This is a genomic window from Mycobacterium sp. (assembly GCF_019247635.1).
Lineage (GTDB): Bacteria > Actinomycetota > Actinomycetes > Mycobacteriales > Mycobacteriaceae > Mycobacterium.
The window spans coordinates 1-6946 of record NZ_JAFBAR010000109.1; the positions used below are offsets into that span (position 1 = coordinate 1).

General features: G+C 67.0%; 8 protein-coding genes and 1 pseudogene. 3 read left to right on the top strand and 6 right to left on the bottom strand.

Going from position 1 to position 6946, the window contains the following annotated elements; all coding sequences use genetic code 11:
* Window positions 1–159, bottom strand: a pseudogene (locus tag JO236_RS18745) (glycine--tRNA ligase); the annotation flags it as partial.
* 170 nt (window positions 160–329) lie between these two features.
* Between JO236_RS18745 and JO236_RS18750 the strand changes: the two are divergent.
* Together JO236_RS18750 and JO236_RS18755 are read left to right on the top strand one after the other, a co-directional pair.
* A complete protein-coding gene (locus JO236_RS18750; protein WP_293333819.1) occupies window positions 330–758 on the top strand; it encodes an ArsR/SmtB family transcription factor in 429 nt (142 codons plus the stop codon).
* The gene (locus JO236_RS18755) at window positions 755–1153 is read left to right on the top strand and encodes a Fur family transcriptional regulator (RefSeq protein WP_293333822.1); all 399 of its coding nucleotides are present in this window, start codon (window positions 755–757) and stop codon (window positions 1151–1153) included. The genes JO236_RS18750 and JO236_RS18755 overlap by 4 nt, the downstream gene beginning before the upstream one ends.
* Here the strand turns inward: JO236_RS18755 and JO236_RS18760 are convergent.
* From JO236_RS18760 to recO, 3 genes are read right to left on the bottom strand one after another with little or no spacing between them, the layout of a single operon-like run.
* Window positions 1150–1554 (bottom strand): hypothetical protein, encoded by a 405-nt coding sequence (locus JO236_RS18760; protein WP_293333837.1) that lies wholly within the window; start codon window positions 1552–1554, stop codon window positions 1150–1152. The genes JO236_RS18755 and JO236_RS18760 overlap by 4 nt on opposite strands.
* Window positions 1551–2441 (bottom strand): decaprenyl diphosphate synthase, encoded by an 891-nt coding sequence (locus JO236_RS18765; protein ID WP_293333825.1) that lies wholly within the window; start codon window positions 2439–2441, stop codon window positions 1551–1553. The genes JO236_RS18760 and JO236_RS18765 overlap by 4 nt, the downstream gene beginning before the upstream one ends.
* Window positions 2434–3243: a DNA repair protein RecO gene (recO, locus tag JO236_RS18770; protein ID WP_293333828.1), complete on the bottom strand. Its 810-nt coding sequence runs from the start codon at window positions 3241–3243 to the stop codon at window positions 2434–2436. The genes JO236_RS18765 and recO overlap by 8 nt, the downstream gene beginning before the upstream one ends.
* A gap of 61 nt (window positions 3244–3304) precedes the next feature.
* Between recO and JO236_RS18775 the strand changes: the two genes are divergently transcribed.
* Window positions 3305–4765 (top strand): amidase, encoded by a 1461-nt coding sequence (locus tag JO236_RS18775; RefSeq protein WP_293333831.1) that lies wholly within the window; start codon window positions 3305–3307, stop codon window positions 4763–4765.
* Here JO236_RS18775 and era read toward each other — a convergent pair.
* Complete coding sequence (era, locus tag JO236_RS18780; protein ID WP_293333840.1) at window positions 4762–5661, bottom strand: GTPase Era; 900 nt, start codon at window positions 5659–5661, stop codon at window positions 4762–4764. The genes JO236_RS18775 and era overlap by 4 nt on opposite strands.
* A gap of 61 nt (window positions 5662–5722) precedes the next feature.
* A partial coding sequence (locus JO236_RS18785; RefSeq protein ID WP_293333834.1) for a hemolysin family protein occupies window positions 5723–6946 on the bottom strand: 1224 nt, incomplete at its 5' end.

A 6946-nucleotide genomic window follows, 5' to 3' on the forward strand; every position in this document is an offset into this window, starting at 1 on the left:
CCATTGCCGTTTGATGTTCTCTTTGAGCTCAACACCAAGCGGGCCGTAGTCCCAGGCCGACTTTGTGCCGCCGTAGATCTCGCCCGACGGGAAGACGAAGCCGCGCCGTTTGGCCAGGTTGACTACGGTGTCGATGACGGACGCCACGAGGTAGTGCACTCCCTTCACCAGGATTGGGCCGGCGCGTGCGGCGTGAACCGCGGCGCAAAACCTCAGTCATGGTAGCCATCCGCGCGCGGGTCTTTGACATGCATCATCATGCATGTGACAGTGGAAACCAGCGACACCGCCCCTTCCCCGATCGGCACTCTCGAGGTGATGACTCCGCCATGGTGACGTCCCCGTCTGCGCGCGCCGACGACTCGTCCCTCGATGAGGTTGTGGGCTCGATTGGTCATCATGAGGACGTCGGTGCTCACGAGCACGGCGGTGGGGGGTTCGGCGAACACACCGCATTCCCGACGCCACCACCCCGCGAGATCCTCGAGGCCGCCGGCGAACTGCTGCGCGCGCTGGCCGCGCCCGTGCGGATCGCCATCGTGCTGCAATTGCGCGAATCGCAGCGCTGCGTGCACGAACTGGTCGATGCCTTGGGCGTGCCCCAACCGCTGGTCAGCCAGCATCTGAAGATCCTCAAAGGTGCCGGCGTGGTGGCCGGGGAGCGCTCCGGCCGGGAAGTGCTGTACCGGCTCGCCGATCATCACCTGGCGCACATCGTCGTCGACGCGGTTGCCCACGCCGGAGAGGACGCCCATTGACCGGCCCCGGCGCGAGCGTGCGGTCCACCCGGCAACGGGCGGCGATTTCGACACTGCTGGAGACGCTGGACGAGTTCCGCTCGGCCCAGGAGCTGCACGACGAGTTGCGCCGTCAGGGCGAGAACATCGGCCTGACGACCGTGTACCGGACGCTGCAATCGATGGCCGCGGCGGGAATGGTCGATACGCTGCGCACCGACACCGGCGAATCGGTCTATCGCAGGTGCTCCGAACACCACCATCACCATCTGGTGTGCCGACACTGCGGTTCGACAATCGAAGTGGGCGATCATGAGGTCGAGGCCTGGGCGGCCGAAGTGGCCACCCGGCACGGGTTCTCCGACGTCAGCCACACCATCGAGATCTTCGGTACCTGCGCCGACTGCGGGTCTTAGAGGAGCGCGCGGCGGATCTGGGCGCCGGTGTCCAGCACCAGCAGGATCAGCGTGCGCAGTGCGTCGTCGGTCAGGCCCGCGCCCGGAAAGTTGTAGCGCAGCATCACGTCCGCCGTCTTGCGCTGCCCGCGCTTCGCGGCGGCCTTCTCGGTCAGGATCACCGCGCCGAAGTTCGTGTCGTGCGCGTGCTTGGCCACCAGGTCACCGACCTTCTTGGTCAGCGGTAGGTCCCAGGCCAGGACCTGAGTCAGCGACACCAGGTCGAGGTCTTCGGCGATGTTGACCACCCGCAGCGACGCAAAAGTCCCGTCGTGGCGCACCGTCACTCCGCCGTCGGGTTCCTCGTCGAGGGGCAATACGTCGCGGAGTATCGGCGCCAGCCGCTCCTGCAGTGACATCAGTGCCCCCCGAATCGTCGAGTGCGAGAAGCGTATTCCTCGCACGCCGCCCACAGGTCGCGGCGGTCGTAGTCGGGCCACAACGTGTCCTGAAAGACGTATTCGGCATACGCCGCCTGCCACAACATGAAATTGCTCGAGCGATGTTCCCCCGACGTGCGCAGCAAGAGATCCACGTCCGGGATGTCGGGCCGTTGCAGGTGATGGGCGATCGTCGCCTCGGAGATTCGGTCCGGGTTGAGCTTGCCCGCCTCTACCAAGCGAGCGATATCCCTTGCGGCTTCGGCTATTTCGGTGCGGCCACCATAGTTGACGCAGTAGTTGACCGTGATGACGTCGTTGTGCTTGGTCATCTGCTCGGCGATGGCCAATTCGTTGATGACGCTGCGCCACAGCCGCGGCCGCGAGCCCACCCACCGGATGCGGACCCCGAGCGTGTTGAGGTTCACGCGCCGCATCCGTACCACGTCGCGGTTGAAGCCCATCAGGAAGCGCACCTCCTCCGGTGAACGCTTCCAGTTTTCGGTGGAAAAGGCGTACAGGCTCAGCCACTTGATTCCGAGTTCGATTGCGCCGCAAACGACGTCGATCACCACCGCCTCGCCCGCCTGATGCCCGTCGGTGCGGCGTAGCCCGCGTTGGGTGGCCCACCGGCCGTTGCCGTCCATCACGATGGCGACATGACCGGGCAGCCGGTCGGCCGGGATCCGTGGCGCGGCCGCTTTGGACGGATGCTGCGGCGGGCGACTCGGACCACCGCCGGGAGATGGCGGCAGCGGTGGGAACACGACGGGCCAGGTCGACTTGTCGGGAAAGGTCGGGTAGTCGTCGGGCGCCGGTGGCAGTTGCGGGAATTCGGTGGACTTCAGCTTCCGGGCGTTGCTAGCCACAGGCCGTGTCCTCCCCGAGGTCTGGCCCGACCCGGGCTGCGCGCCGCTCGGCTACGGTGCGATCGACCTGATAGGTCCGTTCCACCAACGGCAACGTTTTGAGCTGCCGCTCCAGATGCCATTGCAGGTGGGCGGCCACCAACCCGCTGACGTAGCCGCGGTGCGACTGCGGGGTGGCCTCGGCAGCCGCCCAATCGCCGTCGTGCAGCGCGGACATCAGATCCAACACGCCCTGCGGCGGTGTGGTCGAGCCGGCCGGACGGCAGTGCGCGCAGACGCTGCCCCCGGCGGCAATGTGAAACGCGCGATGCGGACCGGGTGCGGCGCAGCGAGCGCACTCGGTCAACGCGGGCGCCCATCCGGCGATGCCCATGGCCCGCAACAGGTAGGCGTCCAGCAACAAGTCTCGGGGCCGGCGCCCGTCGGCCACCGCCCGCAGCGCACCCACCGTGAGCCGGTGCAGGGCCGGGGCGGGCGCCCGCTCCTCGCCGGCGAGGCGTTCGGCCGTTTCCAGCATCGCGCACCCACAGGTGTACCGGCCGTAGTCGCTGACGATGTCGGTGGCGAACGCATCGATCGAAACGACCTGGGTGACGATGTCGAGGTTGCGGCCAGGGTGCAGTTGTGCGTCGATGTGCGCGAAGGGCTCCAGCCGCGCGCCGAATTTGCTACGGGTGCGGCGCACCCCCTTGGCCACCGCGCGGACCAACCCGTGATCATGAGTCAGCAAAGTGACGATCCGGTCGGCTTCACCGAGCTTGTGCTGGCGCAGCACAACAGCCCGGTCTCGATACAGCCGCATCCTCACATTTTGGCACCCCACCGCGACATCGCGGGCATCCGCGCCGATAGTCTCGTACCCCGTGATTGGCGCTTCTGGGTCCGATTCGGGGGCCCTTTCCGAATCGGGCCAGCGCCTGCCCACCTTGACCGACTTGCTCTATCAGCTGGCCACGCATTCGGTGACCTCCGAGGTATTGGTGCGCCGTTCCCTGCGCGCCATCGACGCCAGCCAATCCACCCTGAACGCCTTCCGGGTGGTGCTCGCCGAGTCCGCACTGGCCGGCGCGGCGGCGGCGGACCGGCGCCGGGCGGCCGGTGACACGGCGCCTTTGCTGGGCATCCCGATCGCCGTCAAGGACGACGTCGACGTTGCTGGAGTGCCGACCGCGTTCGGCACCGCGGGGTACGTCCGGCCCGCCACCCAGGACGCGGAGGTCGTTCGCCGGCTGAAGGCGGCCGGGGCGGTGATCGTCGGCAAGACCAACACCTGCGAACTGGGCCAATGGCCGTTCACCAGCGGGCCCGCGTTCGGGCACACCCGCAACCCGTGGTCGCGCCGGCATACACCCGGCGGATCGTCGGGCGGCAGCGCGGCCGCGGTGGCCGCGGGCCTGGTCACCGCCGCCATCGGCTCCGACGGGGCCGGCAGCGTGCGCATCCCCGCAGCGTGGACACATCTGGTCGGCATCAAACCGCAACGCGGGCGCATCTCCACCTGGCCGTTGCCCGAGGCGTTCAACGGCATCACCGTCAACGGCGTGCTCGCCCGCACGGTGGCCGACGCCGCTCTGGTGTTGGACGCCGCGTCCGGAAACGTCGCCGGCGATCGGCACAAGCCGCCGCCGTTGACGGCGTCCGACTACGTCGGCATCGCGCCCGGCCCGCTGAATATCGCGCTGTCCACGCGGTTCCCATACACGTTCTTTCGGTCCAAGTTGCATCCCGAGATCTTGGCCGCGACGCGCAAGGTCGGCGAACAACTCAAGCTGCTCGGCCACACCGTGGTGTCCGGCAATCCGGACTACGGCGTGCGGTTGTCGTGGGACTTTCTCGCCCGGTCGACCGCGGGCCTGCGCGACTGGGAGGAGCGGCTGGGCGACGGCGTCGACTGGGACCGCCGCACCCTGTCCAACCTGCGCGTCGGTCACCTGCTGGGCCAGGCGATCCTGCGCAGCGCACGCCGCCACGAGGTGCTCGACCAGCACCGGGTTGGCTCGATCTTCGACATCGTTGACGTGGTGCTGGCGCCGACCACCGCGCAACCGCCGCCGATGGCACGCGCTTTCGACCGGTTGAGCGGCCTGGGCACCGACCGCACGATGATCCGTGCCTGCCCGGTGACCTGGCCCTGGAATGTATTGGGCTGGCCGTCCATCAACGTTCCGGCGGGTTTCACCTCCGACGGCTTGCCGATCGGTGTGCAGCTGATGGGGCCAGCCAACAGTGAGGGCATGCTGATCTCGCTGGCCGCCGAGTTGGAGGCGGTCTGCGGCTGGGCCACCAAACAGCCCAAGGTGTGGTGGAACACCGAGTCGGACTAAAACCCCAGTCGGCCAAGCTGTTTGGGGTCGCGCTGCCAGTTCTTCGCAACCTTGACACGCAGGTCGAGATAGATCTTGGTGCCCAACAACTTTTCGATCTGGGCGCGGGCGGCGGTACCAACTTCACGTAATCGGTTGCCGCCCTTGCCGATGATGATTCCCTTCTGGCTATCCCGCTCGACGTAGAGCACCGCGTGCACGTCGATCAGGTCGTCCCGCCCTTCGCGCGGGTTGACCTCGTCGATGACCACCGCCAGCGAATGCGGCAGTTCGTCGTGCACCCCCTCGAGCGCTGCCTCGCGGATGAGCTCGGCCATCAGGACTTCTTCGGGTTCGTCGGTGAGCTCGCCGTCGGGGTAGTACGCGGGGCCGACGGGCAATGCCGCCGCCAGTACCTCGATCAACACCTCGACCTGCACACCGGTGACCGCGGACACCGGGACGATCTCGGTGGCGTCGGGCACCTGCTCGCTGACGGCCACCAGCTGGGCGGCCACGCGGTCGTTGGGCACCTTGTCGATCTTGGTGAGGATGATCAACAGAGTGGTTTTCGGTGCGGTTGAACGTATTTCGTTGAGGATCCAGCGGTCGCCGGGACCGATCGGTTCGTCGGCGGGAATGCACAGGCCGATCATGTCGACTTCGGCGTAGGTGTCGCGGACCAGGTTGTTGAGCCGCTTGCCGAGCAGCGTGCGCGGCCGGTGCAGGCCCGGGGTGTCGACCAGGATGATCTGAAAATCCTTGCGGTGCACGATGCCCCGGATGGTGTGCCGGGTGGTCTGCGGCCGCATCGACGTGATCGCCACTTTTGTGCCCACCAATGCGTTTGTCAGCGTGGACTTGCCGGTGTTCGGCCGACCCACCAAACAGACGAAGCCGGAACGGAATTCGCTCATGTTGCCTTCGCCCACCGTGCGCACAGTGCACATCCTCGCGGTGAGGGCACGTTCGGTGTCCTCACGCGTCGGCCGTGCCCTCGGAACCGTTGGTCTCGACCGGGCTCAGCAGGACTGTGCCGATCCGCACCCGGCCACGTTGGTCGGAGCCGCCCTCGGCGCGCAGCCGCAGTCCGTGCGATATCACCTCGGCGCCGGGCAGCGGGACCCGGCCCAGTTCCAGCGCCAACAGGCCGCCCACCGTATCGACGTCGAGATCGTCGTCGAACTCCACGCCGTACAGCTCGCCGACATCTTCGATCGGCAGGCGCGCCGAAACCCGGAAACGCTTGTCGCCCAGGTCTTCTACCGGTGCCGTCTCGGCGACGTCGTACTCGTCGGCAATCTCTCCGACGATCTCCTCCAGGACGTCTTCGATGCTGACCAGCCCGGCTATCGCGCCGTATTCGTCGACCAGCAGTGCCATGTGGTTGCGGTCGCGCTGCATTTCGCGCAGCAGCGTGTCGAGCGGCTTGGAATCCGGCACGAAGACCGCCGGCCGCATCACCTCCGCCACGGACGTGCCCCGGCCGCCGTCGGCCGCCAAAAGAGCTTGCTGAACAAGGTCTTTGAGGTAGATAACCCCAACGATGTCGTCGACGTTCTCGCCGATCACCGGGATGCGGGAATGGCCGCTGCGCACCGCGAGGTTGATCGCCTGACCGGCCGACTTGTCACTTTCGATCCAGATCATTTCGGTGCGCGGCACCATCACCTCGCGGGCCGGGGTGTCGCCGAGTTCGAAGACCGACTCGATCATCTTGCGTTCGTCGGCGGCGACGATGCCGCGCTGTTGAGCCAGGTCGACGACTTCGCGCAGTTCGATCTCGGAGGCGAACGGCCCGTTGCGCAAACCCCGGCCCGGGGTGAGCGCGTTACCCAACACCACCAGCAGTCGGCTGATGGGCATCAACAACCACGAGATCGCTTGCAGCGGAAGGGCCGTCACCAATGCGATGGAATATGCGTTCTGCCGACCGAGGGTGCGCGGGCCCACGCCAATGACGACGAAGCTGACCACCACCATGATGGCCGCCGCGCCGGCCAGTCCCCACTTCAGGCCGAAGTTGTCGTAGAGGAAGACCACAAGCAGTACGGTGGCGGTGATTTCGCAGATGATCCGCAGGAGCACCACCAGGTTGATGTAGCGCGGCCGGTCGGTCATCACCTTGAGCAGCGGCACCGCGCCGGGCCGCTCGTCACGCACCAGTTCCTGCACCCGGGCGATCGACACCGTGCTGATGGC

Bases quoted from the DNA above. Each gene is read 5' to 3' on its own strand.
- JO236_RS18750 (WP_293333819.1), top strand. From the start codon at position 330: ATGGTGACGTCCCCGTCTGCGCGCGCCGACGACTCGTCCCTCGATGAG.
- era (WP_293333840.1), bottom strand. From the start codon at position 5,661: ATGAGCGAATTCCGTTCCGGCTTCGTCTGTTTGGTGGGTCGGCCGAAC.
- recO (WP_293333828.1), bottom strand. From the start codon at position 3,243: ATGCGGCTGTATCGAGACCGGGCTGTTGTGCTGCGCCAGCACAAGCTC.